Raw genomic sequence first — 25,279 nt, 5'->3', positions numbered from 1 at the left:
GGCCTTATTGCCGCAAGGAAACATAGCCGCGCGCGAACGCCCGCAAATTCTGGAAGGAAGAAATGATCGGTCGTCTGAATCACGTCGCCATCGCCGTCGACAGCGTCGAAAAGGCCTCCGCCGTCTATCGCAACGCGCTCGGCGCAAAGGTCTCGACGCCCGAGACCGTGGCCGAGCACGGCGTCACCGTGGTCTTCGTCGAGCTGCCGAACACCAAGATCGAGCTTCTCGAGCCCTATGGCGAGAATTCGCCGATTGCCGGCTTCGTGGCCAAGAATCCGTCGGGCGGCATTCATCACGTCTGCTACGAGGTCGACGACATCATCGCCGCCCGCGACCAGCTGAAGGCCTCCGGCGCGCGCGTGCTCGGCGACGGCGAGCCGAAGATCGGCGCGCATGGCAAGCCGGTGCTGTTCCTGCATCCGAAGGACTTCTGCGGCACGCTCGTCGAGCTGGAGCAGGCGTAAGCGATGCCCTTCCCCATCCCGCTCGCTCTGGCGATCTACGCCACCATCTGGTGGATCGTGCTGTTCGCCGTTCTTCCGCTGGGCGTGCGCTCGTCGGAAGAGGCGGGCGAGGAACGCCCGGAGGGCGCCGACCCCGGCGCACCGGTCGCGCCCCAACTGGCGAAGAAGGCGGCGATTACGACCGTGGTCTCGGCGGTGATTTTCGGAGCGGTCGTGCTGGTTGCAAAATACATGATTTGACGGGCTCGCGCGGTCGACGCAGGAAAAGGGGCCCAATTGGAATTCGCCGGGGTTGACCGGTAGGGCGCCGGCCGGTAGTTGATCACGGCCGTTTCACGCGGCAGGCGAGCGGACCGACCCGCTTCGCTTTAGTCACCGAGACGCAGATCCGGTCGCGCTTGCGACCGGTTGGAGCGCGTAGCTCAGTCGGTAGAGCACCTGACTTTTAATCAGGGGGTCCTGGGTTCGAGCCCCAGCGCGCTCACCAACAAAATCAACGCGTTAGGTTGGTTTTTTGGCCGCTGATCCGAAGTAAATCCGAGCTGATGTATGCACTGACGTAACACTCGGAATTTTCGAAAGCCCTTCACAGCCCCTCGCGACGCGCATTCGGCGGACGATCAATCTCGAAAGGATTGACCATGGCCACGCCCAAAGCCGTCCCTCCCCCCGGCGCGTCCCTCGCCGCCCGCCGTCCCCTTCTCACGCCCGCCGGCGCATTCGATCGCGCCGCCATCATGTCCGACGCCCATCGTCAGCTTCGCCTTATGGCGTCGCACGGCTGGAGCTGGTCGCGCTGTCTCGCCTTCTCATGGGCGCGGGCGAAGGCACAGCGCGGCGGCGTTCCGTCGCTCGTCATGGACGGCGGCGAGAGCTTCGTGGAGAAGGCCGTTCAGAAATTGCGCGCTGTCCGCCAGACAATGTGCAGCGACGCGACGCGCCGGCCGTCGTCAGGCAATCCAATACCTATAGCTTGATCAGCGCAGTTACAACGCGCGCCAGCTTGCCCGATCCGTCGGCGCAGTGCCGCCGCCGCCGCTACTTTTTGAAAGGACGCCCGCCAATGCCCGCCCAATCTCCCGCAAAGACAAAGCCGCTGACCGATGCACGCATCGCCAAGCTGTCGCCTCGCGCCGGACCTTACGAACTGCCCGTCGAGTCCCGGATTCGCGTCGTCATCCGCCCGTCCGGCGCGAAGTCCTTCGGCTTCCGCTAAGGTTCGGCGGCGCATCGCGCAATCTGACGCTCGGTCCGGCCTCGATCGGCGTCGACGGGGCGCGAAAGCTCGCCGCCGCCGCGCGTCTCGCGTTGCTGGAAGGCAAAGACCCTGCGGAGCTGAAACGCCGTCGCAAGGAAGCCGCCAAGGCCGCCGCCGCCGCGCAACGCGCCGCCAAGCGCCGTCAACCCCAGCGCGAGACCGTCGCCGAGCTTGTCGACGGCTTCCTTCAGCGCATGGCGCGCAAGGCCAGCCCGAAGACGGTCGACGCAACCGGACGCCTGTTGCGGCGCGAAGTCGTCGCCGCTTGGGGCGCGCGGCCGATTGCCGAAGTCTCCCGCGCCGACGTGCGGGCCTTGCTCGAATGCGTCGGCGAACGCGCGCCGGTCATGGCCAATCGGCTGTTGCCGACCGTGCGCCGCCTGTTCGCCCATGCCGTCGACGAAGAATTGATTGCGCGCAATCCCGCCGCCGGAATCGAGCCGCTTCACGCCGAGACGCCGCGCGAGCGCGTGCTTGACGGCCGCGAGCTGGCCAGCGTGCGGCGCGCCGCCGAACGCCTTGGCGGCGAAGACGGCGATTTCATCCGGCTCTTGATTCTGACGGCCGCGCGCTTCAGCGAAGTCGCCCGCCTCGAATGGCGCGAAGTCGATTTGGACAACGGCGTTTGGACCTTGCCGGCGGCGCGCGCCAAGAACCGCAAGGCGCATGTGACGCCGCTTTCCGCGCCCGCGCTGCGTATCCTTCAGCGGCTGCACGCCGCACGCGTCGCTGACGACGGCCGCGTGTTCCGTTCGTCATTCTCGCGCGTCCGCGACCGAATCGACGCCGAGATTGCGCGAGTTGACGGCGCGCCGCTCGCGCATTGGACGCCGCATGATTTGCGACGGACGGCTGTCCCTACCGCAAATTCAATCTGACTGGAATGCTTCTGAAAGTTGGGGCATGCTTGGTCTTATGACGGACGTGTTCAAGCTGATCTGGCGGGCGATCATCGACCTGTTCCGATCCAGAGCGTCACTGGAAGCGGAGATCGTTGCGCTGCGCCAGCAACTCAACGTCCTGCGCAGAAAATCGGCGAAGCGGCCGGCATTCAGCGCCTTCGATTGTCTGTTTTTCGATTGGCTGTATCAGATAGCGCCGAGAGTTAAAGACGCCTTGGCCATCGTAAAGCCCGAGACGGTTATTCGTTGGCATCGCGCTGGCTTTGGTTTGTTCTGGCGATGGAAGTCGCGACCTCGCAGCGGCAGGCCAAAAGTGGCGCTGGAAGTCCGACAACTGATCCGCGACATGAGCCTGGCCAATCCCCTGTGGGGCGCGCCGCGGATCCACGGAGAATTGCTCAAACTCGGAATCGATATTGGCCAAACCTCGGTCGCCAAGTACATGGCGAAACGCCGCCGGCCTCCTTCTCAAGGCTGGAAGACATTCCTCCGCAACCACGCCGATGGCATTGCGTCGATGGAACTGTTCGTGGTTCCGACGTTCTCCTTCAAGCTACTGTATGGCCTGCTGATTTTACGCCACAACCGACGTCGGCTGCTATGGTTCGGTGTGACGGCGCATCCGACCGCCGAATGGCTGGCCCGGCAACTAACCGAGGCTGTGGCTGGGATCCCGCGCCGAGATATCTCATTCGCGACCGCGACAGCGCCTATGGCGAGATCTTCAAACGCCGCCTTCGGGCGATGGGCATTCCTGACCGTCCAACCGCGCCGCGCTCGCCCTGGCAGAACGGCTGTGCGGAACGGCTGATCGGCTCGGTCCGACAAGAATGTCTTGATCATGTCGTCGTGTTTGGCGAGCGGCATCTGCGCCACGTGCTTCTTACTTACATGGCGTATTACAATGATGCGCGGACTCACCTCTCACTAAACAAGCACGCGCCCATACCGCGCGCCATTCAGGCTGTCGGACGCATTGTTCCCACACCAATTCTCGGCGGACTACATCACCGATATGTCCGGATTTAATTTCCGACAAGGACAGGCAGATCGACGAGGCGCGAGACTCCATAGCCGCGCGGGAGAGCTTTTCTTCGACGGCTGCTCTGGCGATCGCCGGATCGAGAAACTCTAGCGAAAGCGTCATCCTGATCGAACGCTCAGTTCTTTGTTCGCGCCTGGCGAGGGCGGCTGTGTCGGCGACGGTCCCGGCGACCAATTCGTCAAGCCAGCGCCGTCCGTCAAATGATCGAAGAGGCCTTCTGGGTCGGAAGCGATGAAGCGATGAACCCAATCGAGCAACGTGTGACGATCCATGCCGCCAATCTTGGCAGCCTCACCCCGGTCCTTCCCTCGCGGACCGCCGCCAGCGACAGCGGGCGCCGGCTCTGAGTTACGTCCTTCGAACGCGGGGCAAAGGCCCGAAGCTCTCCAGCCGAAACATCCTCTCGCAATTTCGCTGCCTCTGGCATGGCGCGAATCTTCCTCGCGCCAAATGAGTCAGAACACCCACCTCAGGGAAATCCACTTATGACTCAGTCAGCGACGCCGTTGGTTCTTTACATGAGGTCGCTGCGTCACCTGCCTTCTTGCGTTTTCTCGTCCTCGCGCCGGCCCGCATCGAAGGTATTTTTCGACGTCCGACATTCGAGCCTGCGTCAACATTCCGGGCCGACGCTGGCACTGACCTATCGGGCGGCGCAATGCATTAAGCGCGGGTTTTGGATCTGCAACCAACGTGTCGCGTGCTCGCCCTTTCGGTCCGCACCCGCTTCACCGCCGATGGGGCGGAATCGCTCCAACTCAGAATCTCCTTTTCGTCATCAAACCTTTTCTCGGCTATGCCGCGACAGCCGCCTCGAAGTGCGCGCCAGTTCCTTGAGGCCGTCGGCGAGCTTGGCCAGTTGCGCCCCCATCGACGCCAGAGCTTCGAGCAACGCCTCAATGCTGGCGCCCATCACCGGATCATCCCGCGTCGACTGATACACAGCCTCGGATTAGTTGCGGCCTGAACGGCCCGCTTTCCAGTCCGACCTTCGTGAGTTCACCCTTGAAGCGCCGTAAGGCAGCGTCAACCATCTCCGGGCGCGTGTCGGCCATTCCGTGCCAAACAACCTTGCCTGCGTCGTTCAAAAAATGCACACCGCCATTCGCTTGCCGCCCACGCCCATTCCTGCAAACATCGTCATCGTTGCTCTCCATTCATCGTCCAACGAATCGCCAGCGGTAGGGTCATCCCCGCCGCCGAGGAGCAGCAACCTCATGTACGGGATGTATTATTTACCTCGGTTGATCTCTGGAAGGTCGAATGTCCGCCAGTCCGGCACGTCCGAAACCTCAGGGAATGCCACCCCGAACGGCCGAGTGGCGTCTATGCCCACCGAGGATGAATAGCCCCCGTCGGTATAGGGATCGAGCGGCGCCGCCGCCGTATGATCGACGACGAATACGTCTTCGCGCGGCTTCACTCGAAACGACATCGCCCACTCCACTTCCGATGATTTGCGGACGTCGATGTCCGGCTCCACGACCACCACCCATTTCGGGTGAAGGTTCGAGGCCATCGCCGCGAGGATTGCCTGCCGCGCCTCGCCCGCGTATCGCGGCGCCATCGCGATCACGACATAGACCTGGACGCCGCCAGAACTGGTGATCGAAATGTCCGAAATGGTGGGAAACTGCGCCTGAAGCTGCCGCAGAATCGACGCCTCAAATGGAATCTGCTTGAGAACATGGTTCTCCGTGATCGGTTTGCCCGTCAGAAGGCCCTGGAAAATTGCATCGCGGCGATGGGTGATCGCCGTCACCTTGGCTGTGGGCTTGGGCGAAGCGGGCGTGTAGTATCCCGTATATTCGCCGAGCGGTCCTTCCTGACGCTGATCATTTGCGTCCACTACGAACTCGATGATGAATTCGGCATGGGCCGGCACCTTGAGCGTGCTGGTCAGCGCGTTCGTCAACTCTACTGGCGCGCCACGCAATCCGCCGGCGACGAACCAGTCGTTGGCGCTATCGGCGCACTGAACCTGGCAGGAGAAAGCCGTCATGGGATCGATGCCGATGACGATAGCGCCGTGCAGCGAGACCTTCCGCTCGATCGCTTTCGCCATGTTCTTCCCGAAGCGGTGATTCGGCGCGGAAAACACGCCCAGCACGCGTGAATCATGAAGTTGAAAGCGGTAGTTGCCAATGTCCGGAACGCCCGTGTCGGGGTCCTCGGAAACAACGATGCCAGCGGTGATGTAGGGCCCGCCATCCAGGGGACTGTATGTCGGCACCGGAAGTTTCGTGAGATCGACGTCATCACCTGTCAGGACGACTTCTTGGCACGGCGCCGGTCCGGCGAAGTCGACGGGGCCGATGGGATTCTCGATGCCTTTGGTCACGCGTTCGTGAATGGTTTTCTCGGTCGACTCGAAGGCGATCAGCGCGCGCCGGCGATTACCATAGAGGCCCGCGACAAGCGGAAATTCCGTTCCGTTTTGCTTAAACATGAGCGCCGGCCCCTCGACCGCGCTGCTCTTGGCAAGAGCTTTGGCGACGTCATACCGCAAGGCGATCGGCCGCGTAATGTCGACCAATTCACTGGATTGCCGTAAGGTCGAAAGAAAAGCTCGCAGGTCTTTGTACGGCATGTTACAAAATTCTCACTGCTCGCAGGTGCGTGAATAATGCACAGCTTTCCTTTCAAGGTAAAGACACAGGACATTCGAGCCGCGTTGCGCGTTGGTGCCTCGGTGGGCCTGCCTCTCGTGGCGCTGTATGCTTCGGGTCACATTCACTTTGCCGTCTATGCGGCCTTCGGCGCGCTGACCTCCCTCTATGGCCACAGCGAACCCACCCAGCGCCGCGTCGAGACGCAAGTCGTGGTCGGCGTCGCGCTCGTCGCCACTCTCGCGGTGGCGGCGGTCTATTCTGTGGCGCAGGGGCCGGATTGGCTGTTGTCCATCATGCTCGCCGTCGTTGTGGTGGCGGCGGGAACGCTCGGAACCGTCATGGGATGGACGCCGCGCGGCGAAATCTTCTTCGTCTTGGCGCTGCTGGTCGTCGCCAGCATTCCGTTGACAGCGAACGAAATCCTGCCGGCCATTGTCGCCGGCGTCGGCGGGGTCGGATTCTCGATTCTGCTCACCATGCTGGAGCCGAATGGCGCCGTGGACGCGCGATCCCTCGTGCGTGGCGTGCCCAGGAGGATACAGGCCGGCCGAGCTATCCTCGACAGGACACGCCATGCGATCGTCATCATCATTGCGGCGCTGGCCGTGACCAGCGCTTGGTTGCTCGCCCGTTCCATCGATATCGGCCATCCCTTCTGGGCCCCCATCGCGGTGGCGGCGTTGATGCCGACGTTCCCCCCCGCCGACGCCATGCATCGGACGATCCAACTACTGTCGGGCACGCTCGGCGGCGTCTTGATCGCCGCGGCGCTGTTTGCGCAGGAACCCGGACCTCTCGCCCTCATTCTCATCATCGCGATATGTCAGGCTGTCGCGGAACTGTTCATCGACCGCAACTATGGGGTGGCACTTCTCTTCATCACGCCACTGGCGATAGGCATGAGCAATCTTGGCGGAACCCTTCCTTGGTCGCCGCTGCTCATGGAACGTCTGGTCGAGGCCGGGCTTGGCGCGACGATCGCTCTCGTGGCGATTGTCTTCGGAAGCGCTGTCCTCGCGCGCGTCGCCGCGCCGCGCGTTGGTAGCGAGGCATAGAGCGTGCGCCCGACCGCCTTGGAAGTCGAAACAGCGGATGTCGCCGTCGGTCGCTCCTTTCCGAGAGCCAAGGGCGGCCAACGGTTCACGAGAGGCGCGACGCGGCTCGGTCGCTCGCCTTGCGCGCGCCATTCGGACAAGTATCTCGCCACTTCAAAGGGGATCTAAATGACTGGCGCACATTCACTGAAGCACGAGATATTCATTTCGGCGGATCCAGAAATGGTCAGGAAAGCACTCAGCACCGCCGACGGCCTTCGCGGATGGAATACGTCGCACGTCGAGGGGAGCGGTGAAGTCGGAACGTTGTGGAATTTGAAATATTCTGGCCGACCCGAATTTTCCTGGCGCATCGACCGGGATGACCCGGAAGAACTTCTCTGGACCTGCGCCAAGGGTCCCGGCGACTCCGTCGGCACCACTGCGGCTTTCAGCATCGTTCCGGCGCCGCCCGGCCGGACCCGCGTCCGCGTCACCCATGGCGGCTGGCCACATGACGAAGCAAATTTCATCAAGTGCAACACCATCTGGGGCGCGCTGATGGATCATCTGCGCGCATACGTCGAATCCGGCCTGTCAGACCCGGTCTTTTCCTGAATCCGGTCTGGAGCTCTCCCCCATGCCGTCCCAGCAGTCCCTTCCTGATTTCGTGCGGGCGATGGACGCCGCCGGATTTCTTGTCCGAATCACCGGTGAAATCCGCGTCGATCAAATTCCCATGATCCTTGAGGCCAATCCGACCAAGGCGGTGCTCATTGAGAAGATCAAGGACTGCGAGTTCTCGGTCCTCGCCAATGCCTATTCGAACCAGGACATGTATGCCTGGGCCATGGAGTGCGACAAGACGCAGACTGGCCGAAAGATGGCCGAGAAGGCGAAGTCGCGTGTTAAATGGGAAATCGTCGATACGGCGCCCTGCAAGGAGGTCATCTTGAAAGGTGACGACGTCGACCTGACCCGACTTCCCCTGTTCCTGCATCACGACCGCGACGGCCACGCCTATACCAACGACAATCTCTTCATTAGCAAGCACCCATACACCGGCGTTTATGACTGGGGCATCTATCGCTCCATGTTCCGCTCGAAGAACGAGAAGTCCGTTGACATGACGTGCACCTCGCACCGTCAGCGCATCCATGCGATGGCCGCGGCGGCGAAGGGACAAAACTTGGAGGTCGCCATGGTCATCGGCGGCCCGATCCTCGACAAGATCGCGGCGCTGGTTGGCGTGCCGGGCGATACCGATGATTTCGAGGTGCTGGGAGGGTTCTACGGCGCGCCGGCGAAGATGGTGAAATGCGAAACAATTGACGTGCTGGCTCCGGCCAATGCTGAACTCATCCTCGAATGCGAGCTCATGGCCACCGAGGGGCTGAACTTCGATGAGGGCCCCTATGGCGAATTCACCGGCATGTATGGTGGCGGAATGAAGCACAATTATCGCCTGAAGGTAAAGGCGATGACCTATCGCAAGGACCCGATCTACCAACACTGCACAATTGGCGGCATGCATCCCTGGTACACCGACAATATGCTGCAGCTTCCCGCTATCGAGGCCGACCTCTACGGCGCGCTTCGCCTTGCGGGCATCGATGTTGTGGAGGTGCGCTGCCCTGCAGGTGGTCTATCGAATATCGCCTATGCCAAGATTCGCCCGCTGGGCGCGGGCGACGCCAAGCAAGCGTTGGGCCTGATGCTCACTTGCTCCAAGCAGGGGCTGCCCAAAGTGGCGATGGTGTTCGACGACGACGTCGACATCTGGGATGATCAGGCCGTGCTCGCCGCCATGGCGTTCCGCTACATGCCCGACCGCGACACCGTGATGATCAAGGACTGCAACACCATGACGGTCGATCCGAAATGCGCCGAACCCGGCGTCGCCTCGAAGATTGGCATGGACTGCACCACGCCGATGGGCGGCGATTGGAATCCGGACGAATTCATCAAAAGCGCGGTGACCGATCTCGGCGACCCGCCAGACAATGTGACGCTTCTGACCGAGGAGGAGATCGCCCATGAAATGGAGGCGTTCATTGGCGCCGAGCCCCGCGCGTGGCTCGATATTCTCAAGCGCTTCCACGGCCAGCCCTACAGGCTGATCTACGGGGCGTTCGGCGGCCTGCGCCACAAGCTCGGCCGCGTGAACGACGCGCCGTGGTACCGCTACACCCTATCCAATCGCCCCTTCGCCTTCGACGCGAAGCCAGCGGCCTTGTCGAACTTCGACCCCCGGCATGTCGGCTCGACCTCCGAATGATTATGCAAGGAGTCTGACAATGGGGAATGCGCCCCGGCGCATGGTGGTGGGCATCACCGGCGCCACCGGCATCGTCTATGGCGTGCGGCTCCTGAAGGCGCTTCGGGAGTTGCAGGTCGAGAGCCATCTCGTCGTTTCGAAGGCAGGCGAGATGACGCGCGCCTATGAATCGGATTTGTCCTCGGAGGAACTGCGCGGCCTCGCGGATGTCGTCTATTCGCCAAACGATATCGCGGCGCCGATTTCCAGCGGCTCTTTCCGGACCATGGGAATGATCGTGGCGCCGTGCTCGGTGCGGAGCATGAGCGACATCGCGCATGGGGTCACATCCGGCCTCATCAGCCGGGCGGCGGATGTCTGCCTGAAGGAGCGCCGCCGGCTCGTGTTGCTGCTGCGGGAGACGCCCCTTCACGCCGGCCATTTGAAAAGCATGCTGGCGGTTACTGAAATGGGCGGTATCATCGCGCCGCCCGTCCCGGCCTTTTATTTGCGTCCCCAGACGCTGGACGACATGGTCGCGCACACGATCGGCCGGGTCCTCGATCTGTTTGATCTAGACTTGAACGCTTATCCCCGATGGGGAGAAAAGAGCGAGGCGTCCACAAATGGATCGACTTCGCTGGCGGCGGAGTTAGCCACCGGCCGATGAGCCGCCGCCGAAGTCAGGGAGACGGATCCGCGATCGGGAACGACGCCGTCATCGCCGACGCCATTGATCCAGATCGCTCGGTCCCCTGGTTCTCTGGTCGAGAAAATTCGTCTTCCGCGGAGCGCTGGATCACAGAGCTGGCCCCGGTTGTCTGGACAGCTCCCGGCGGATTTTGAGTGGATCGCTGCCGGGGTTTGCTGAACGCGGGGCGTCTCGATTTTGTCGCGGCGGGGGGAGGGCGTAGCCCGACCAGAGCTGCGACAAAATCGACGGCGACGGTCATGCGGCCATCGCTGTTTCCTGTTTGCCGAAGTAGGCTTCGTCGGGCGTGCGCCCGTCAAGGCTCGAATGCGGGCGCCGCTCGTTGTAAAAGGCCAGATATCGGCCGATCGAGGCGCGCGCTTCGGACACGCTGTCGTAGGCGCGCAGATAGACTTCGGGCACCCTCAGAAAATTAGTGATTCACTTGATTATTGCCCCAGTACGACGGCGGAGCCGGTACTACCTGAATTTTCGCCATCATCCCGCTATCCTCATGCTCCAAAATGTGACAGTGGTAAACGAATTCTCCAAGCTCGGCGAAAGGAATTTCGATGATCTTCGGACTCGCCGCGCAGCGCTTGCTGCGCCATTGATCAATCGTACAATAGCCGTTTTGAGTGTTCATGACAGCTTTTACTATGCTTGGATCTGGGACTGCGATTTCTAGCGGCACATTGTCTTCGACTACGCCCGCTCCGACATTGGGATTGAGTATGGGAGAAAGGGGTGACGTACTATTCGCGGATGGTTGGATAAATCGGAACCTCGTTTGATGAATGTGATAATTGTGTAGCTCCGTAGCGAGATTGACCAACTCCCAGGTCTCTCTTACCGGGGTTTGGCCGGGTCCCAATGGCAGGCAGATAAACGGGTTAGAGGGATCAAAGGCGGTTATAGGCATTGCAGTGTTCGGGACGACGCTGCCGTCCGAAGCAACTTCCTCGTACCCCAAACCGAAAACGTTCGGATTTGTGACAGTCACAAGACCAAAAAATATCCTTCGGCGATGGCCGGGAGTCAGCGGTCTACAACCGTTCGCGAGAGCGGCGGCAGTCGCGTAGGGCACTGGCTCCGCGAAGATTCCTTCCGGCCGGTTAGCTGCGAGAGCGTCTCCCGCTAGTGCCAGCGCTACGAGATTGCTTGCGGCGTCTCTTGGTCCGAATTTCACCTCGGCAAGGTCTACAGCTGGCCAAGGGTCACCTACCCCTGGGGCTCCAGTCGTTATTCCGACTGTTTGAAATGTTGCAAGCGCACCGTTTTTGGGGGGTGTAATTTTTTTGCCAGTCCTATCACGATAAGTAACCCAAATTTCGACACGTGAACCAGGCATCATAACAAACTCTTTTATGCAGATTGGTTCTGCGAGATAACCATTTGGCGTCGGCACTGGACAGGGTACAATGTTAAACCTCGATCCGCCCAAAGTTATTTTGTCGCCGGCGGTGGTTCCTCTAGGAATATGAGTGCTGACACCGTCAACTGATATTAGCTGCGTTATGATTGGATAGTTTCCGGTGTTGTCTTTCAGTTGGAGTCGATATGTAGCGCTTGCTCCAACATTACTTATCCGCCAGATTTCCCCGTCGACTTTGTTTATATTTATTGTAGGAAAAATTGCGCCGCTAACAGGGAAAAACCATCTGCCGCCCGTGTAGTCGCTACCTCCAGATCTGGTATTATTTGTACCCGAGCATGAACCCCGGCGAGCAGTTTCTGAGCCTGTCGCCTTCTGGCGACAGAAAGCAGGGTCTTGCTGGTCATTAAGAACCTCTCCATTTGTGACCGGATAAGGATATGAGTTCAAGCCTTTTTGGAACAGGATCTTACCCCGGCTTGCTGCAAGCACTTGCATATCTTTCAAAATAAGATGTCGTACTTGACCCTCTGGAAACTTTGAGTTGAGAGCGTCTGTCGAGACGTAATCCCTAACACTCCCTATTGAAATAATACCAGCTAAACCGCTTGATAGACTGTCTGCGGTCACGCCGTGAACGTGCGGATGGAACCAGTCTGAGCCTGACGGTTCATTATTAGGGATTGAAATTTCGTAATCTAATATGCCCGTATCGTTATCGACAACAGCCCCGTGTTGGTGATGCTGTTGAATAGGATGGCCATTGGCCGGGTTATATAAGTCGACGTAAATGTCGTCGCCCCATGTCGGATTGTTGAAAGACGGTGCACGGGCCTGTACGACGAGACCATGAGTGTGCAGATTAGTTGGGGTAAGAGGTAGATTAATGCCGTGCAAGTCAGGAATCGGTGTGCGTGAATTCATATTCCAGTAATGTGACACTTTATTTTTATCCTGCCGGGGAAGCTTGTTTACTAACCTAACCCTTAACTTGTCGCCCTTTTGCAGTGCGAGCCTTATTCCCCCAAATTCAGACGATGTCTCCTTATTTTCCTTCGAGCATTGATTTCCTATCGCATCCTGACGATAGCAAATTTCGTATACCCACCCCACCGGATTGATAGGATTTCGACTATTCGGCGGAGCAAAAGAAATGGCTTTGACCAATTTCGGCTTTGCGATCATTAGGATGTTAAGTTGACCATTTTTGCTCGCGAATACAGGAGGTTCCGCGAATGGACTTGCTGCAGCGGGTGAACTCAGAGCCAAGACGGCTGTAGTCGCCAATAGGCTTCTGATGCTCTTAAGGCTCGACATGTGATTGGCTCCTACACACGTGGAACAAGTGTCAACAAAGGCACAAAGCTTATCTGGATTTCGTTGGGTCACTCCTTGGAGTCAAGCACGAAGCGCAACGCGGTGGAATTCGTGGCTAAAGACTTCGAGTGGAGTCTTATAGACCAAGCGTTTGCGCGGCCGATTATTCAACCGATCCTGGATCATCGCAAGCTCTTTGTCTGAGACCGTTGAGAGGGGACGACTTTTTGGGATGAACTGGCGCACCAGGCAATTGAGGTTCTCGTTGGATCCGCGCTGCCAGCTCGAGTAGGGATCGGCGAAGTAGGCAACCGAACTCAGCGCTTTATCCGTGGCGGAGTGCTCGGCAAATTCTTTGGCTCTGTCGCGAATTTTTATTGCGGGCGGTTGGGGCTATAATCGCCGGGCGTGGGGCAGGCGGAATAGTGCGATGATCGATTTCAAGGGCAGCCACTTTGAACGCGACGTGATCCTGTGGGGCGTCCGCTGGTATGTGGCGTATCCGGTGAGCTATCGTCAACTCGAGGAGATGATGGAAGAGCGAGGCGTCGAAGTCGACCATTCCACGCTCATCCGCTGGGTCGTCAAATATGCGCCGTTGCTGGAGAAACAGTTCCGTGCTCGCAAGCTTGCAATCGGATCCAGCTGGCGTCTCGATGAGACCTACGTGAAAGTCAAAGGCTGTTGGAAATATCTGTATCGGGCGGTCGACAAGGCAGGTGCGACGGTGGATTTCTTGCTGACCGCAAAGCGGAATTGCAAAGCCGCACTGCGCGTTTTGCGTAAGGCGATCGGGCAGCGAGGCGCGCCGGAGAAGATCACGATCGACAAGAGTGGCGCCAACACGGCGACGATCGAAAGCTACAATGCGGAAAATGAAGTGGACATCGAAATCCGCCGCATCAAATATCTCAATAATATTGTCGAACAGGACCATCGAGCGGTGAAGCGAGTGACGCGGCCGATGTTGGGTTTCAAATCATTTCGATCGGCGGCTGCGACACTCTCGGGGATCGAGCTCATGCACATGATCCGAAAGGACCAGTTGCAGACTGGGGGCAAATTGCGCCCAGCGCAGCAGTACTATGCCCTCGCGGCGTGAGCCGCGTCACTCTCACAAACCGGCGTCGCCTCCGTAGACAAAATTTGCGACACAACGATTCCGTCGCCCCGCTCCTGCGTTTTTTACAGGCGTGATGATAGCAGCGGATTTCGGTGACGCGGCTTTAGACGCGTCGCAAGAATGCGCGCCCCGCTGCAATCGCAGCTCGCCCCGATTGCGGCAGGCCCCCCGAAGTTAGCTACGGATCCAAGTGGAGGTGCTGCAGCTCGTCTGTGCACGAAACGCTCGCCGAAGCGTCGGTCGACGGTTGCCGAACCGTCGCGCATTAGTTGCTAACAAAGCGCTCAACAGAGGGTGTTGATGACAATCGGACAGCATCGCGAGCGTCGTCCGCCGCTTCATTTATGCGATCGGGGGACGTCGGTTTCGCTTCGGCCTTTCAGGCGATAGCGGAATCACACGGTGGACATCCCGGCACACGTGGCGAATGTTTACAAGTTGCACGCCGACAACTAAGCTAGAAAACCAGTCGTGAAGCGCCTCGTAAGGACACAGCCTCCGATGACCGGGAAGATCGCGATCGAAGAGCATTTCGTAAGCAAGGAAGCCACGCCGTACCTACCGCCCCTCGGCGTGACGGTTGCAGTTCAGAAGAGGATCGATGACGGGCTAGGTGATGTCGAGCGGTACCGATTGCCGGAGATGTACAAGAACGGGATCGACGTCCAAATCGTGTCGCTCACCGCAGACGGGGTACAGCTGGAACCCGATCGCGACAAGGCTGTAAAAATAGCCAAGCTCGCCAATGACGAACTCGCCGAGAGGTTTCTGGCGAAATACCCGACGCGATTTGCCGGGCTTGCAGCGGTTCCATTGCAGGACCCGAAGGCGGCAGCCGACGAACTCCAGCGCTCCATCGAGCAACTTGGCTTCAAGGGCGCGCTGGCGAATGGATTCAGCAACGTCGAAGATCTCGATACCGGCGAGTACTACGACTTGCCGAAATTCTGGCCGTTCTGGGAACGGGTTCAAGAGCTGGACGTGCCATTCTACCTTCACCCCCGCGGCCCTCTGGACTCGCAGCAAAGGATCTATGAAGGGCACCCCGAGCTTCTTGGTCCGGCCTGGGCTTTTGGCGTCGAAACCAGCACGCATGCTCTAAGGCTGATCACGAGTGGTTTGTTCGACCGCTTCCCAAAGCTGAAGATCATCATCGGCCATCTCGGCGAAGGACTCGTGCCGATGATGTGGCGCGTCCAGAACCGCTTCGATTACGCATCGTTTGGCAAGCGCCTTGAGAAGCCGCTCATGCAATACCTCAAGGACAATTTCTTCATCACCACCAGCGGCAATTTCCACACGCCGACACTGGTCAACGTGATCGCCGAAATGGGTATCGATCGGATCCTGTTCTCGGTCGACTACCCGTATGAACGCACCGATCAGGCAGTTCAGTGGTTCGACAATTGCGGCCTCAGCGAGGAAGACCGCCAAAGGATCGGTCGGCTGAACGCCTTACGGCTGTTCAAGCTGTGACGCATCCCCGGGGGGTCAGCAAGGAGCGAGGCAGATGGACAAGAAGCTTGTTGTTGACAAGACTGCGGACCACAGGAGCGGTGAAGAGGTGGCCAGCGGCGTGGCCAAATCTGCTACGCGGCGCAGTGTAATTCGTCACGGGGCTGGTCTTGCCGTTACGCTTGCCGGCGCATCGCATGGCCTTGCCGTTCGGGCTGTGGCGCGTAACGCCATCAGAATTCCGAAAGCCCCCAACATCGTCGTCCTGATGACCGACCAAGAACGCCATCACATGCATTGGCCTGCGGGTTGGGCGGAAAATCACCTTCCAGGGTTGCAGCGGCTCAAGCGCAATGGCCTTTATTTTAGTCGGGCCTATACGGCGGCGTGCCAGTGCTCCCCGTCGCGCGCGGTAATGACGAGCGGTCACTTTTCGCCCATGAACCGGGTGACCCGGACTTTCCTGTGGCCCGGCCTGGCCCATCAGTACCGTCTGCCGAATATCGCCTCGCTGCTCAGGGAGAAAGCGGGCTACGAAGTCGTCTGGAAAGGCAAATGGCATCTCAGCTACGCGACCAACGCCGCCCCGGGGAATGGTGGCGAAGCCTGGACGGCAGCCGACATCGAAGCAATGAAGAAGAATTTCGGGTGGTCAGACTGGAACCCGCCCGACGCCGGCAACGCGATCGAAGAATGGGAGAAGAATGTGTTCGGCCGGTACGATGGGATGGCCACGCTCGGCGGCGGCCACGCTGACAATGATGGGCGCTATATCAAGGGACCCAACCCGGCCCACAAGAATCAGACGCCGGGATTCGGCGACAGCGCTATCGAGTTCCTGAAGAATCGCGCACCCAAGCTCGACAAGCCTTTCTGCCTCTTCATCTCTCTCGTCAATCCGCACGATGTCTACGTCTATCCAAATTCGTGGAAGGCAGCCGGATATGAGCGCAGCAACTTTGCCGACCTCGGCATCGACCTGCCGTCTAACTACGCCGATGACTTGTCAACAAAGCCGAGCGTTCAGCGAGCCGCGCGTAATGCCTTCAACAAGTTCGCGCCCCTCGACAGCGTTCAGTCAAAGCGCGACTACGTCAATTTCTATGCCTACCTCAACAAGCTTGCTGACCAGCACATCGTCACCGTGCTCGACACATTGGCCGAAACCGGGCAGATCGCCAACACGATCATCTTGCGGTTGGCCGATCATGGCGAAGGCGGTCTGTCCCATGGCATGCGCGAGAAGGCGTATACGGTCTACGAAGAGATGATCCACATCCCGCTGATTGTTCACAATCCCGGCATCTACCCGGAGCCCATGCAGACCGAGGCATTCTACGATCACCTCAACCTGCTTCCGACGATCCTGGAACTTGCCGGTGTATCCAATCCCGAGTCCTATTCTCCGGGCAAAAGCATCGTACCGGTGATGCAGGGCGCCACGAAGTCCATACAAGACTCTGCAATCTTCGCCTTCGATGACGTCTTCTTTTTGCCGGCTGGCATTCCCGGCGGCCATATCCGCGCGATTCGTGAAGGCGACTGGACCTATGCCGTGTATTTCAGCCTCGACGGCAGCGGCATCGAGTACGAGCTCTACAACCTCAAGAACGATCCGGGTCAGATGCACAATCTGTTGTACGGGGACCCCCAGCTCGACATCAGAAGAGAATGGTCGCGCCTGCACAAGCTATTAACTCGCCGCTTTGTCAGGGCAGGTAATTTGCCTGATAGCTTCCAGTGGCCGATTGCACCTACCAAGACCTGAGGCTATCGCCCTTTAGCTCGTCTTATTCATGACGGCGCGAGTTTTTGCATCGTCGGGCTTCATGCTGGTCGGGTCGCGGGAGGCCATTCGGCTTTTTCACCGCTTCGAGGATCGCACTTTGTGGGACGCGTTGGAGGGACGGGCGAGACGACGAGCGGGGCGCGCCGCCCCCTTGTTCACGGCCGTCCGGGCATGAGCAGCGCCGCCGGCATGGAGCGGAAGAGATCGGCTTCGGGACAAGCGGCGGCGAAGGCGAGGCGCACGCGGCTCGCGGTCTCGATCACGCGGGCGGCGATCTTCAGCAGCCGCAGGCGCAGCGTGGAGAACTCGGCTTTCGCCAGATCGCGCGGGCTCGGGATCGCATCGCGCACGCCGAGCATCAGCCAATAGGCGGCGGTGTGCAGGACGAGGCGAACCTGATTGGCGAGCGCCGAGCGGCATGAGGTCCGATCGGAGCAAAGCTGCGTCTTATGCAGCTTGATGAGGTTCTCCGCCTGTCCGCGCGCGCAATAGCGGCTGTCGTAGAGCCATTGCGGCGCGCCATGCGCAAGATTGGTGACGACGAAGCGGATATCGAGGCCGAGCCGCGTCGCCTCGATGCGGGCGATCGCGCGCCGCTCCCTGTCCCAGGATTTGGCGCGATGGCGCGTCTCGGCATAGCCGCGCACGACGTCCTTGTCGTCGAGGGCGCGCTCGACGCGGACAGCTTCCGCCGTCTCGTCGACTTTCTTGGACAGCGGCCTGGTTCCCGGAAGGCCGAAGACGTAATCGACGCCGTGATCTTCGCACCAGGCCATCGCCTCGGGCCGCGCATAATGTCCGTCGCCGCGAAACAGGATGCGGGTCGCCGGCCAAGACTTGCGGATATGCCGCATCAACCGGCGCAGATGCGCTCTCACCTCGACGCCGGACGGCGTCTTGCCGGGGCGCAGGATCATGGCGACGGGGCGGCTCCTCTCGGTATCGTAGACATGGATCGGCAGAAAGCAGCGCTCGTCGTAATGGGCATTGAACAGCGACAATTGCTGATGGCCATGCGCGATATCGCAAGTGTCGTCGATGTCGAGTGTGACCGAGGACGGCGGCTCGTCGTAGGAGGCCATCCATTGGTCGACGAGCGCATAGGTCAGGCGGATCGCATCCTTCAGGGAAGGCGCATTCTCCAGCCCCGACAGAGTCGGCGGCGAACAAAGATCGGCGCCGGTATCGGGCAACCTTCCGCAGGCAAGCTTGAACGCGGGATCGACACGCAGGCTGTCGAGATCGTCGGCATCCTCGTAGCCGCAGGCGATGGCGAAGGCGCGCGCGCGGATCATGTCGGCGAGCGTGTGCGTGATCCGGGACGGATCGCGCCGATCCGGAAAGGCGCGGGCAAGCCTATCGGCGATCCCCAGACGACGTTCGGCCTGCGCCAGCAACATGACGCCGCCATCGGACCTGAGACGGCCTCCGTCGAAATCGGCTGTGACTTTCTTGCGAGCCAAGGCTGGAAACGAGAACGGCAGAATCGTAGGGTCGGTCATGGCGGGCGTGGCGGGCGTGGCGGGCGCAGAATGCGCGCAAGGTTGGCCTAGACACCCGAATCCTACTCTGAATCAAAGCGCTATGCTACGCTTGCCAGCCTCGAAACACTCACGTCACGAATAAGAGCGGTTAGTTTTCGGCACACACACTTCGAAAACCTCAATTGCAAGGCGCTCGCCTTTCTGCACCTCGCTTCCATCCGCCTGATGCTCAGAAGGCTCTGTAATCAAGCATGAAGTTCACGGACGGACTCTGAGGTATGTGGCGACCTGCCCGTCTACGCTTGATCATCAAGCTTTCAAGCCCAACTAGAGCATTTCCCTGTATTTCTGAATCGGGAGGGATTCCTGTTTTAGCAGGAGTGTGATTCAAGATGTTGGCTGGGCGGAGGCCAGCATCCAATGGTTCGACCTCTCTCCAATGATCTTCGAGAGCGCGTGGTTGCGTCGGTTTTGGCTGGCGAGAGTTGCCGCGCCGTGGCTTTGCGCTTTGGCGTGGCCGTGTCATCGGTCGTGAAGTGGTCGCAGCGCCAGCGCGAGACGGGCTCGGTCGCGCCGGCGAAAATGGGCGGCTATCGCAAGCGCGTGCTGGAGCCGCATCGCGCTTTCATTGTCGAGCGTCTGGCGCAGACGCCGCATTTGACGTTGCATGGCCTCAAGGACGAGCTGCTGGCGCGCGGGGTCAAGGTTTCGCACAACGCCATTTGGATGTTCCTGCGCCGCGAGGGGCTGCGGTTCAAAAAAAACGCTGCTGGCGCTCGAACAAGGCCGCGCTGACATTGCGCGACGGCGCAAGCGCTGGCAATCGCTGCAAGCGCGCCTCGATCCCAGGCGGCTGGTCTTCATCGACGAGACCTGGATCAAGACGAACATGACGCCGCTGCGCGGCTGGGGCCCCAAGGGCAAGCGCTTGCGCGGCTTCGCGCCGCACGGCCAATGGCGCACGCTGACCTTTCTCGGCGCGCTGCGCTGCGATCGTCTCGACGCGCCCTGCGTCTTCGACGGGCCAATCAACGGCGCGTGTTTCCGCGCCTATGTCGAACAACAACTCGTCCCCGCGCTCAAGCAGGGCGATATTGTCATTATGGACAATCTCGGCAGTCACAAGGGCGAGGCGGTGCGACGCGCGATCCGCGCCGCCGGAGCCAGACTGTGGTTTCTGCCGCCCTATTCGCCCGACCTCAATCCAATCGAACAGACCTTTTCCAAGCTCAAACACTGGATGCGACAGGCGCAGCAGCGAACCATCGATGAAACCTGGCGACAGATCGGACGCCTCGCAAAAGACATCCAACCACAAGAATGCAGCAACTACTTCACAAACGCAGGATACGCTTCCGTCAAAATATGAAACGCTCTAATAAAAGGGAACCTCTGAAAAACTCCGAACGCCCGCCGCAAAAAAACCCTCGGATGATTCCGGTTCGTTCTCTTTTCGATTTACGCGCGTTCTACTCAATTACATCGCAGGAGGCAGGTAGCTGAAATTTTTGGAGGTTCCCAAAAGAAGTGCATCGTGATGCGGGAAAATGCCGATCTTCGACTGTTGTCTGGTGGATGTCAGCCAAAAAGTCGGCCCCTCCCTCAATGGACTGTCGAAAAAAACTGTCGGCGAGGACCAAAAATATGGAGAGGGTTCGGCGGATATGTTTTTTGCGCTGTCGCGCTTACCTATGCTTCGTCAACCGCTGAAGGTCAAGTTTCTGGAAACATCCAATATCTAGAGCCCTATGCTGTCCAACCGGGATTCGCCAGATGACCCCGGGTTCGGAGGTAAGCTTTGCGTCATTTGGACGCTTTGGCAAGTCCGAGGCGCGGGTCTGAGCAGCCTCAGGGGCGGATACGGGCCGGTGATCGACCGAACCCGCCGGGGACCAATCAGCACTGGCTGGATTTTCCATCATCGAGACGCACCTCTTCCGTCCTTTGGCTCGAACTCATGACGCGGAAACGCCCTATGCCGTTGACGACAAGGGCGGCGCTCGCAACTCGGCGATCATCCGCAAGATGTCAGCGAACGAGCTTCGCGGAATCGCGACCTCCGCCATCTGGAAGGCGACATAGCGAGCGTGAGCGACGACCTTCGCGCCAATCTTGATCAGCTTTTCCTTGAGCGTCGTCAGCGTCCAATCTTTGATCGGCTCGGGCGTCGCGAGCGTGCGCAGGAAGTTGCCGAGGTTGTAAGCGAGCGCATGAAGCTGGAGACGCACGGCGTTGGCAGCGAAGGAGCGACAGGACAGCCGGGTCCAATTGATCGCCCCTTTGCCTTCCTTGATGTATTGCTCGCAAGTCCCGCGCTTGTTGTAGAAAGCGACAACATTCTCGGCGCGCCGCGCCATGTTGGTGACGATGAACCCGACGCGCGGATAAAGCTCGCCCACATGCCATTCGACTTTCGCGACGACCCGGCGCGGTTTCCTCCAGCTTCCAGCCTGATAGCGGAAGCTCGCATAGAAGCGCCGGACGGCATTCGGCGGGCGTCCCACGGGGCGCGTCAATAGATGTGCGATCCGCTCTTGCAAGACGCGGTTCGTCGGCAGGCGAATGGCGTATTTGAGGCCCTCGGCTTCGAGACAATCGTAAATCTCAGTATTGGCGAAGCCGGCGTCGCCGCGGAAGTAGATGCGCGAGACGCGACCTTTGTAGCGCGCCAGGACCGGCTTGAGCACGCTCTCCCAGCCGTCGGCGCTATGGACGTTGCCCGGCCGCAGCGCGCAGCGCTCCAGATCGCCGAACTGGTTGAACAAGAACAACGGATGATAGCAGGTACACTCGTAGTGCCCGTTCCAGCAGCTCTTTTCCTGTTCGCCGTGGGTAGGACTGACGCTCGAATCCATGTCGAGCAGGATGCCTCTTGGCGGTCGGCGGCTGTGGACGCGGTCGATCCATCTGCCTGAAAGATCGGCCAGGGCGGAGAGGTTCTTCTCGGCGGCGAGCCAGCGCGTCTCGAAGCGGCCGATTTGGCTTGGCGACGCCGCGCCGGAGATGGCGGCCCTGCCGCCGACGACCCAGCGCATTGCCGGATCATGCCGTAGCCGCGCGGCGTCGTTCACGTCCTCATACCCGGCGAGCCGCCCGAACACAGACTGTCGAAACATTCCGACGAGACTATGCCGGCCATTCTTTCCGGTGCGGGCGTCGGCGAGAGTCTCGCCTGCCATGGCGCTCAGGCCAAGCGCGTCGTCCAGTTCGCGGTAGGCGAGCAATCCGGCATCGGAGGTCACGACCGAACCGCGAAACTGAAGCATCAATCGCCGGTCGAATTCGAGCCGGAGAACCTCGCGGTTTGATTCACCCGTCGGGTTCGCCATAGCCGCCTCGACCAATCGAGCACAAGATCCTGAAAATTATGCATCAATAGTCGGGTTCGTACAAGAAATTTGTGCGTCATCCGGCGAATGCGGGCTCATACGTCATTCGCAAACCTGTCCGGTGCCCTGAGAGCAGCCTATGAGGTGACCGGCGATAAAGATGGCGAGACCATGTTGCAAAGCATAATACGTTTTTCCGGAAAAATAATACTTTCGCCAGACGCGCAGGAGGCGTGTTTAAGGGCTTTGGGAGTTCGGACCAGAGATCATCAGGGCGAATGGAGGGATTCGGTTGATTTAATGACAGAATTAGCCGAGAAGCTTCATCAATCCCCACCAAGTTCTATACCGCAGGCTTGCGAGCGATTGGGAGCTAACTAAACCGTGACGAAAACTGCGCGCACTATAGAAAGCGCGCGAGGCTAATGCGGCGCAACGCCGAACTGGCTTTCCATGGGAGTGCGGCAACACAGCGATGAAGTGCCATACGCAACGTGCCGCCGAGGAGGTGCTCGGCCCACGCGACGACTTTCTATAAAACTTCCAAGCTTACGGCTGGTATCTTGATGGTCTCGTGCTGACGCCGGTCAACCAGCTGCCGAAGGCACAACGCGAGACAATATGTCAATCAGCATTGAACCGGGACCCCAGATCGGCGCCGAAAAGGGACCCCTTTTCAGGCATGCGTTTTGTGCCGTTGTGGGCGTGACGGAGGGAGGGCGTAGCCCGACCGGAGTTGCGCCCACAACGGCATCGACCTGAATGGTCGACGGCGTCAGGCGCGGTTTTTGAAGCGCCAGCTTTCGTTGCCGGTTTCGACGATGTCGCAGTGATGGGTGAGACGGTCGAGCAGCGCAGTCGTCATCTTGGCGTCGCCGAAGACGCTGGGCCATTCGCCAAAGGCGAGATTGGTTGTCACGATCACGGAGGTGCGCTCATAGAGCCGGCTGACGAGGTGGAACAGGAGCTGGCCGCCCGCCTGCGCGAAGGGCAGATAGCCGAGTTCGTCGAGAATGACAAAGTCCATCCGGGTGAGATAATCAGCGATGCGTCCCTGGCGTCCGGCGCGCGTTTCCGCCTCGAGCCGATTGACGAGATCGACCGTATTGAAGAAGCGCCCGCGCAGGCTGGCGCGAATGCAGCTTCTCGCAATGGCGATCGCGAGATGCGTCTTGCCGGTTCCCGTGCCGCCGACGAGAACGATGTTGCGCTGCTGAGCGACAAAGCCGCCGCTTGCAAGGTCGCGCGCGAGCGTCTCGTTGACAGTCGCGCCGTTGAAGTCGAAGTCGTCAATGTCCTTCGCTAAGGGCAGCTTGGCGATGGTCATCTGATATTTGATCGAGCGGGCGTGTTTTTCGGCGATTTCGGCTTTGAGAAGGTCGCCCACGATCTGCGGCGGCTCGTGCTGCCGCTTGACGCCCGCGGCCATCACCTCGTCGTAAGCGCTCCTCATGCCATAGAGCTTGAGTTCTCCCATGAGATCGAAGATTTGCGTGCGTTCCATCATCAGCTCGAACTCCTCAGTTGATCGTATCTTGCGCAATCGGCGAGAGGGGTGTGCCGCAGCTTCAGAGCGTCCGGCGTGAGGATGGTCAGCGGCGGTCCGGGATCGCGGCGGCGCGCGAGGATGTCGAGAATGACGTCGGCGGAATGGACGCCCTGATCCATGGCCTCGGCGCAGGCGGCTTCGACCGCCGGCAGCCCGTCGTCGAGAACCGCGGCGAGGATTTTCACCATTTGCCGATCGCCGTCGGTGGAGCCCGCGAGCTTGCGCCGAATCCTTTCCATGCCGGATGGCAGCACCCAGTCCTTGAACGGCGCGCCGTTCCTCAGGGCGCCCGGCTTCCTCGCCAGGACGGGCACGTAATGCCAGGGGTCGTAGGTCGTCTCGTCTCGGCCAAAGCGTCTGGGATGTTCAGCGACGACACTCCCGTCCTGCCGAATGACGATGCGGTCGGCATAGGCCTGAACTTCGACGGGCCGGCCAACGGCGCTCGCCTTGACCGAGTATTTGTTGCTGTCGAAGCGAACCAGACAGGCTTTCGAGACCGCCGCGCTCACCGCGTGGAAGCCGTCGAAGCGGCCTCGTAGCGGCACGAGCTTGGTCCGCTCCTCCTCGAAGACCTCCCAGACTGTTTTATCGGCGATCTCGGGATGGCGGTGCGCCTTGGCGTAGGCGACGCATTTGTCGAGCAGCCAGGCGTTCAACTCGTCATAGCTCTTGAACCGCAGACGCGGCGTGAAGAAGCGCTCGCGCACCAGGCCAACCTGATTTTCGACCTGGCCTTTCTCCCAGCCCGACGCAGACAAGTTTACGCAGTCTGCGCAAGCTTGACTGCGGCGTGCAGGCCACGGGCTCGACAAGGTAATGTCCGCACATCTGGAGGAAGCGGCGGTTATATTGCCGCTCCTTGCCGACGAAGATCGTCTCCACCGCCGTCTTCATGTTGTCGTAGATGCCGCGCGCGCAGGCGCCCTTGAAGAAGGCGAAGGCGCGATCGTGCGCATCGAAGACCATCTCCTGCGTCTCGCGCAGGTAGGCCCGCACGAATGGCATGCGGCTATGGCAAAGCCGCATATGCGCGACCTTCACGGTCGTCGTCACGCCGTTCAGCAAGACGACTTCGTGGCTCCAGTCGAACTGATAGGTTTCGCCCGGCGCAAAACTCAGCGGCACATAGGCCTGCGCCAGAGCCGCCCCGCGCTCCTTGCGCCAGCTTTTCGCGTAGCGGCGGACCGCGTCGTAGCTTCCATCGTAGCCGAGCCCCCGCAGCTCTTCGAAAAGCCGGACAAGCGTCAGTCGCTCCCGCGACGCCTTCGCCTCGTTCTCGGAAAGAAGCCCCTCCAGTTGCTCCCGCCAGGGCCCGATTTTGGGAAGCGGCTGCGTCTCGCGTTCGTAGCGGAACTCCGTTGCGTCCGACCGGATGACCTTGCGCACCACCTTCCGCGACACGCGCAGCTCGCGACAAATCTCCTTGATCGGCTTCTTCTGGGAAAAATAGGCGCGCCGAATCTTCGCAATCGTTTCCACAACCAGCATCCCAAACCAGGCCTCCCTCAAAAAAAGGAGGCCAATGTGGACCCTCAGCCCCGGGGTCCCGATTGGATGCCGATCACCCCGAAAACGGGGTCCTTATTCCA

At 60.0% G+C, this 25,279-nt stretch carries 24 protein-coding genes, 1 tRNA gene and 3 pseudogenes; 19 read left to right on the top strand and 9 right to left on the bottom strand.

The annotated features are described in order from the left end of the window. The first annotated feature begins 62 nt into the window (after positions 1 to 62). From mce to MET49242_RS25645, 9 genes are all read left to right on the top strand, one after another. Positions 63 to 467, top strand: a complete 405-nt coding sequence (mce, locus tag MET49242_RS19950) for a methylmalonyl-CoA epimerase (protein ID WP_036285583.1) — start codon at positions 63 to 65, stop codon at positions 465 to 467. 3 nt (positions 468 to 470) lie between these two features. Then, on the top strand, positions 471 to 707 hold the full coding sequence (locus MET49242_RS19945) for a DUF1467 family protein (protein WP_036285582.1): 237 nt from the start codon (positions 471 to 473) through the stop codon (positions 705 to 707). Positions 708 to 878: 171 nt separating this feature from the next. Next, a tRNA-Lys gene (locus MET49242_RS19940) sits at positions 879 to 954 on the top strand. 154 nt (positions 955 to 1,108) lie between these two features. Further along, positions 1,109 to 1,444, top strand: a complete 336-nt coding sequence (locus tag MET49242_RS19935; protein WP_036285581.1) for a hypothetical protein — start codon at positions 1,109 to 1,111, stop codon at positions 1,442 to 1,444. A gap of 86 nt (positions 1,445 to 1,530) precedes the next feature. After that, positions 1,531 to 1,683 (top strand): Arm DNA-binding domain-containing protein, encoded by a 153-nt coding sequence (locus tag MET49242_RS25300; protein ID WP_144259719.1) that lies wholly within the window; start codon positions 1,531 to 1,533, stop codon positions 1,681 to 1,683. A gap of 92 nt (positions 1,684 to 1,775) precedes the next feature. Continuing rightward, on the top strand, positions 1,776 to 2,603 hold the full coding sequence (locus MET49242_RS23585) for a tyrosine-type recombinase/integrase (protein WP_144259718.1): 828 nt from the start codon (positions 1,776 to 1,778) through the stop codon (positions 2,601 to 2,603). A gap of 37 nt (positions 2,604 to 2,640) precedes the next feature. Further along, the gene (locus MET49242_RS19925) at positions 2,641 to 3,438 is read left to right on the top strand and encodes a hypothetical protein (protein WP_202804173.1); all 798 of its coding nucleotides are present in this window, start codon (positions 2,641 to 2,643) and stop codon (positions 3,436 to 3,438) included. After that, entirely contained in the window at positions 3,372 to 3,656 is a 285-nt protein-coding gene (locus tag MET49242_RS26685) for an integrase core domain-containing protein (protein ID WP_202804172.1), read from the top strand. The genes MET49242_RS19925 and MET49242_RS26685 overlap by 67 nt, the downstream gene beginning before the upstream one ends. 216 nt (positions 3,657 to 3,872) lie before the next feature. Next, complete coding sequence (locus tag MET49242_RS25645; protein ID WP_158497341.1) at positions 3,873 to 4,019, top strand: hypothetical protein; 147 nt, start codon at positions 3,873 to 3,875, stop codon at positions 4,017 to 4,019. 431 nt (positions 4,020 to 4,450) lie between these two features. Here MET49242_RS25645 and MET49242_RS26420 read toward each other — a convergent pair whose 3' ends face one another. Both MET49242_RS26420 and MET49242_RS19920 read right to left on the bottom strand, forming a co-directional pair. Next, positions 4,451 to 4,585, bottom strand: a complete 135-nt coding sequence (locus tag MET49242_RS26420; RefSeq protein WP_256378600.1) for a hypothetical protein — start codon at positions 4,583 to 4,585, stop codon at positions 4,451 to 4,453. 318 nt (positions 4,586 to 4,903) lie between these two features. Continuing rightward, complete coding sequence (locus tag MET49242_RS19920) at positions 4,904 to 6,262, bottom strand: UbiD family decarboxylase (RefSeq protein ID WP_084679237.1); 1,359 nt, start codon at positions 6,260 to 6,262, stop codon at positions 4,904 to 4,906. Between the two features lie 36 nt (positions 6,263 to 6,298). Here MET49242_RS19920 and MET49242_RS19915 point away from each other — a divergent pair, with 36 nt between their 5' ends. The 4 genes from MET49242_RS19915 (at position 6,299) to MET49242_RS19900 (ending at position 10,245) form a co-directional block, all read left to right on the top strand. Beyond that, positions 6,299 to 7,339: an FUSC family protein gene (locus MET49242_RS19915; RefSeq protein ID WP_036285580.1), complete on the top strand. Its 1,041-nt coding sequence runs from the start codon at positions 6,299 to 6,301 to the stop codon at positions 7,337 to 7,339. A 222-nt stretch (positions 7,340 to 7,561) separates the two neighbouring features. After that, positions 7,562 to 7,936, top strand: a complete 375-nt coding sequence (locus MET49242_RS19910) for an SRPBCC domain-containing protein (RefSeq protein ID WP_158497340.1) — start codon at positions 7,562 to 7,564, stop codon at positions 7,934 to 7,936. Positions 7,937 to 7,958: 22 nt separating this feature from the next. Beyond that, the gene (locus MET49242_RS19905; protein ID WP_036285578.1) at positions 7,959 to 9,596 is read left to right on the top strand and encodes a UbiD family decarboxylase; all 1,638 of its coding nucleotides are present in this window, start codon (positions 7,959 to 7,961) and stop codon (positions 9,594 to 9,596) included. A gap of 19 nt (positions 9,597 to 9,615) precedes the next feature. After that, entirely contained in the window at positions 9,616 to 10,245 is a 630-nt protein-coding gene (locus MET49242_RS19900; protein WP_036285577.1) for a UbiX family flavin prenyltransferase, read from the top strand. 279 nt (positions 10,246 to 10,524) lie between these two features. On the opposite strand, the pseudogene MET49242_RS24515 reads toward MET49242_RS19900, so the two are convergent. The 3 genes and pseudogenes from MET49242_RS24515 to MET49242_RS24505 all read right to left on the bottom strand — a co-directional run. Beyond that, a pseudogene (locus MET49242_RS24515) lies at positions 10,525 to 10,695 on the bottom strand (integrase core domain-containing protein); the annotation flags it as partial. A 4-nt stretch (positions 10,696 to 10,699) separates the two neighbouring features. Further along, positions 10,700 to 12,958: a multicopper oxidase domain-containing protein gene (locus MET49242_RS24510; protein ID WP_244430861.1), complete on the bottom strand. Its 2,259-nt coding sequence runs from the start codon at positions 12,956 to 12,958 to the stop codon at positions 10,700 to 10,702. Positions 12,959 to 13,039: 81 nt separating this feature from the next. Beyond that, entirely contained in the window at positions 13,040 to 13,330 is a 291-nt protein-coding gene (locus MET49242_RS24505) for an IS30 family transposase (RefSeq protein WP_256378621.1), read from the bottom strand. Between the two features lie 58 nt (positions 13,331 to 13,388). Between MET49242_RS24505 and MET49242_RS19895 the strand changes: the two genes are divergently transcribed. From MET49242_RS19895 to MET49242_RS19885, 3 genes are all read left to right on the top strand, one after another. After that, positions 13,389 to 14,060 (top strand): IS6 family transposase, encoded by a 672-nt coding sequence (locus tag MET49242_RS19895; protein WP_036285576.1) that lies wholly within the window; start codon positions 13,389 to 13,391, stop codon positions 14,058 to 14,060. A gap of 522 nt (positions 14,061 to 14,582) precedes the next feature. Beyond that, entirely contained in the window at positions 14,583 to 15,557 is a 975-nt protein-coding gene (locus MET49242_RS19890) for an amidohydrolase family protein (protein ID WP_036285575.1), read from the top strand. Positions 15,558 to 15,591: 34 nt separating this feature from the next. Next, the gene (locus tag MET49242_RS19885; protein WP_084679235.1) at positions 15,592 to 17,304 is read left to right on the top strand and encodes a sulfatase-like hydrolase/transferase; all 1,713 of its coding nucleotides are present in this window, start codon (positions 15,592 to 15,594) and stop codon (positions 17,302 to 17,304) included. A 176-nt stretch (positions 17,305 to 17,480) separates the two neighbouring features. On the opposite strand, the gene MET49242_RS19880 is transcribed toward MET49242_RS19885, so the two are convergent. Beyond that, positions 17,481 to 18,827, bottom strand: a complete 1,347-nt coding sequence (locus MET49242_RS19880; RefSeq protein WP_036285573.1) for an IS1380 family transposase — start codon at positions 18,825 to 18,827, stop codon at positions 17,481 to 17,483. A 150-nt stretch (positions 18,828 to 18,977) separates the two neighbouring features. Between MET49242_RS19880 and MET49242_RS25295 the strand changes: the two are divergent. From MET49242_RS25295 to MET49242_RS19865, 3 genes and pseudogenes are all read left to right on the top strand, one after another. Beyond that, positions 18,978 to 19,064 (top strand): annotated as a pseudogene (locus tag MET49242_RS25295) (IS5/IS1182 family transposase); the annotation flags it as partial. Positions 19,065 to 19,229: 165 nt separating this feature from the next. After that, a protein-coding gene (locus MET49242_RS24500) for an IS630 family transposase (protein WP_144259717.1) occupies positions 19,230 to 20,178 on the top strand; the annotation gives its coding sequence in 2 pieces (ribosomal slippage) (positions 19,230 to 19,565 and positions 19,567 to 20,178; 948 coding nt in all). A 178-nt stretch (positions 20,179 to 20,356) separates the two neighbouring features. Continuing rightward, positions 20,357 to 20,551 (top strand): hypothetical protein, encoded by a 195-nt coding sequence (locus tag MET49242_RS19865; RefSeq protein WP_036282429.1) that lies wholly within the window; start codon positions 20,357 to 20,359, stop codon positions 20,549 to 20,551. Between the two features lie 231 nt (positions 20,552 to 20,782). On the opposite strand, the gene MET49242_RS19860 is transcribed toward MET49242_RS19865, so the two are convergent. The 3 genes and pseudogenes from MET49242_RS19860 to istA form a co-directional block, all read right to left on the bottom strand. After that, positions 20,783 to 22,138: an IS1380 family transposase gene (locus MET49242_RS19860; protein ID WP_051134345.1), complete on the bottom strand. Its 1,356-nt coding sequence runs from the start codon at positions 22,136 to 22,138 to the stop codon at positions 20,783 to 20,785. Positions 22,139 to 22,913: 775 nt separating this feature from the next. Further along, positions 22,914 to 23,645, bottom strand: coding sequence for an IS21-like element helper ATPase IstB (gene istB / locus MET49242_RS19855; protein ID WP_371212533.1), 732 nt, complete (start codon positions 23,643 to 23,645; stop codon positions 22,914 to 22,916). Positions 23,646 to 23,656: 11 nt separating this feature from the next. Beyond that, positions 23,657 to 25,178, bottom strand: a pseudogene (gene istA / locus MET49242_RS19850) (IS21 family transposase); the annotation flags it as partial. Positions 25,179 to 25,279 lie beyond the last annotated feature (101 nt).

The organism is Methylocystis sp. ATCC 49242, assembly GCF_000188155.2.
Lineage (GTDB): Bacteria > Pseudomonadota > Alphaproteobacteria > Rhizobiales > Beijerinckiaceae > Methylocystis.
The sequence above is the reverse complement of the archived record's forward strand: the minus strand, read 5'-3'. Positions and strand labels throughout refer to the sequence as shown.